This is a genomic window from Agrobacterium sp. MCAB5 (genome assembly GCF_052114365.1).
Classification (GTDB): Bacteria; Pseudomonadota; Alphaproteobacteria; order Rhizobiales; family Rhizobiaceae; genus Agrobacterium; species Agrobacterium tumefaciens.
Genome location: NZ_JBFREP010000026.1, coordinates 1 through 3,248, shown reverse-complemented (window position 1 = coordinate 3,248; position 3,248 = coordinate 1). Strand labels below are relative to the sequence as shown.

Below are 3,248 nucleotides of genomic sequence, written 5' to 3'. Positions count from 1 at the left end.
GAGAAAGGGCAGGTCGAGAAGAACGTTCAGGATGCGCGTCATCGCTTCTTCCAACCCGTTCCGCGCTTTCCATCATTGGATGCCCTGAACGACTGGCTGGAGCTTCGGTGCAAGGAGTTCTGGACAAAGACCCCGCACGGACAGATGCGCGGCACCATTGCCGACATCTGGGCCGAGGAGGCCTTGGCATTGATGCCGGTTTCCCGCCCGTTCGACGGCTTCGTCGAATATACCAAGCGGGTCACGCCGACCTGCCTCGTCCATCTGGAGCGCAATCGCTACAGCGTCCCGGCATCCTTCGCCAATCGACCGGTGAGCCTGCGGGTCTATCCGGATCGTGTCGTGGTTGCTGCGGAAGGCCAGATCGTCTGTGAGCATCGTCGCGTCATCGATCGCTCCCATGTGTAGCGCGGCAATCAGGATGAGACGCTGGCGACAATCTGGATGAGATTCTTAGGTCGCGGTCGAGATCAAGTTATCACGCTGATTGTCGCTGACAAGTTCTTCTTCGTTTTCTGATTGCCGCTCCGCGACAGCCTGCGCCGAGGTTTTGATTGTCGCGAAGGAAGCTGGTCGACCCCGTTGGCGTTTTTCCTCAAGGGCCGTTCTGCGCCTATAACTCTCGACATTCATCTCGAAGATCGTGGCGTGATGTACGAGCCGGTCGACTGCTGCGAGTGTCATGGCAGGATCTGGAAAGATCCGGTTCCACTCTCCAAACGGCTGGTTGGCAGTGATCAGGATTGATCTATGCTCGTATCGCGCTGAGATCAGCTCGAAGAGTACGCTTGTTTCCGCCTGGTCCTTGGTGACGTAGGCGAGATCATCGAGGATTAGCAGGTCGTACTTATTGAGTTTGTCGATTGCTGACTCAAGTTGCAGTTCGCGGCGGGCGACCTGGAGCTTCTGCACAAGATCGGTTGTCCGGGTAAACAGGACCCGCCATCCGTTCTCGATCAGCGCAAGGCCGATAGCGGCAGCAAGATGGCTCTTTCCTCCGCCGGGCGGACCGAACATGAGGATGTTCGCTCCCTTGGCGAGCCAACTGTCGCCGGCAGTTATTGCCATAACCTGCGCTTTTGAGATCATGGGTACAGCGTCGAAGGCGAAGCTGTCCAATGTCTTTCCGGGCGGAAGGTGTGCCTCGGCGAGATGCCGTTCAACCCTGCGATGGGCACGCTCTGCCAGCTCGTGCTCGGCAATCGCCGACAGGAAGCGAGCTGCTGGCCAACCCTCCCGATCTGCCTGTTCAGCAAATCGTGGCCACAGGGTTTTGATTGTCGGCAGCCGAAGTTCATTGAGCATGATGCTGAGCCGTGCTTCATCGATGACGTGGGCGTTCTTCATGCGGCTTCTCCCTTCCCGATCAATGCCTCATAACCGGTGAGCGATGCGAGCTGCACATGAACGGTAGGCAGCCCGGCTGGATCCGGGCCGAAGAGCGTTCGCATGGCGGCTGGATCGGGTAGGTCACCGGCATCGAGTGTCCTGGCCAATTCTTCGGCAAGTTCGCGTTCGCAGCCGCGGTCATGAGCCAGCGCCAGAAGCTCTACGGTGATTTTGCAAGCCTGCTTGTCAGGCAGTTGTTCGATGAGGGCCTCGAAAGCTCTGCGATATTCCTCCCGCGGAAAAAGCTTGTCGCGATAAACGAGGCCCCGGAGCGCCATCGGCTTTTTGCGCAGGGAATGGATGACGTGGTGGTAGTTGACGACCTGGTCGTGCCGCCCGTCAGCGTGGCCACGTCCCCGGCGCAACGTCATCAGGTGCGTACCTCCGACAAAGACATCCAGCCGATCGTCGAACAAGCGAACTCTTAGCCTGTGGCCGATTAACCGGGACGGCACCGTGTAGAACACCTTGCGCAAGGTGAAACCACCGGTGCGCGATACCGTCACTACGATCTCTTCGAAGTCCGTCGTGCGACGCTCAGGCAGCGCCTGCAGATGGGATCGTTCCGCATCAATGCGTTTGCCATGGGCAGCATTGCGACGGCTGACGATCTCGTCGACAAAGGCGCGGTAAGAAGTGAGATCATCGAAGTCTGTGGTGCCTCGCATCAGCAGGGCATCATGAACGGCGTTTTTGAGATGACCGTGGGAGCTTTCGATCGAGCCGTTCTCATGGGCGACGCCTTTATTGTTGCGTGTCGGCGTCATTCGATAATGAGCGCAAAGTTGGTCGTATCGGTGTGTAAGATCGACCTTGGCATCGGCGTCAAGGTTGCGGAATGCAGCCGACAAGCTGTCGCTTCGATGATAAAGCGGCGTGCCGCCGACAGACCAAAGGGCATTCTGGAGCCCTTCAGCCAGAGCGACAAAGCTTTCTCCGCCGAGAATGACGTGGGCATGTTCGAAGCCGGACCAGGCAAGCCGAAAGTGATAAAACAGATGATCAAGCGGTTCGCCGGCGATCGTTACACCAAGGCCGCTGGCGTGGGTAAAATCAGAAAGGCCCAGCCGGCCCGGCTCGTGCGTCTGGCGGAAGATTACCTCCTGCGCTTCGCCATGGACAGCACGCCACGACCGGATGCGTCGCTCGAGCGTGCGACGGATACCTTCAGAAAGGTCTGGATGCCGGCGCAGCATCTCGTTGTAGACAGCGACAGCGCGGATGCCAGGTGCTGCCTTGAGGAGCGGGACGACTTCTGTCTCGAATATCGGCTCCAAAGGATCAGGACGGCGGCGCTCGCGTGGCGCTTTGCTTTGAGATGGAAGTTGCGTCTCTTTGCCGAGACGATAGGCCGTGGCCCTGCTGATTGACGCTTTTGCAGCGGCAACCTCAACGGAATGCGTTTGTCGATACTTCATGAAGAGTCTCATCTGATGATCGGTTACATGGCGACCCGGCACAAACTGGTTCTCCAATACAGAAAACCGAAAATGTACCGGACCGACCGCGATCTTGAGACGCCAAAATCTGCGCCACGCCGAGGTATGACTACGATCGGGCTACGCCCTCCCTCCGTCACACCCCGGCGCGAGTCTCATCCTGAATGACGCTGATTCTCATCGAGATTGCCGCTAAACAGGCGGGTCCCTAATGTCCGCGTCACAATGCTAGCTGACATTCCRCTCCCACCAGAAATCAGTCATGCCAGCCCGGCCAAGTGCTTGGCTCGCCTAGTGGATCTATTACACAGGAAATTTCTAATAACATGGCCGCTGGTTCATAACCCTTCAAGGCGTTAGGACTTCAGACACATGCTCATCGCCACGCCCGTCACGCCGTAATATCCGCGGCGTTGCTCC

The 3,248-nt window shown here is 58.0% G+C and carries 2 protein-coding genes and 1 pseudogene; 1 reads left to right on the top strand and 2 read right to left on the bottom strand.

The features are described 5' to 3' along the window. Positions 1-402: pseudogene (locus tag AB4Z23_RS26970) on the top strand (Mu transposase domain-containing protein); the annotation flags it as partial. Positions 403-453: 51 nt separating this feature from the next. Here the strand turns inward: AB4Z23_RS26970 and istB are convergent. Beyond that, positions 454-1,347 (bottom strand): IS21-like element ISRel5 family helper ATPase IstB, encoded by an 894-nt coding sequence (gene istB, locus AB4Z23_RS26965; protein ID WP_035197805.1) that lies wholly within the window; start codon positions 1,345-1,347, stop codon positions 454-456. Next, entirely contained in the window at positions 1,344-2,849 is a 1,506-nt protein-coding gene (gene istA, locus AB4Z23_RS26960; RefSeq protein WP_416333332.1) for an IS21 family transposase, read from the bottom strand. The genes istB and istA overlap by 4 nt, the downstream gene beginning before the upstream one ends. Positions 2,850-3,248 lie beyond the last annotated feature (399 nt).

Coding starts and splice junctions, on each gene's coding strand:
- istB (WP_035197805.1), bottom strand. CDS start 1,347: ATGAAGAACGCCCACGTCATCGATGAAGCACGGCTCAGCATCATGCTC.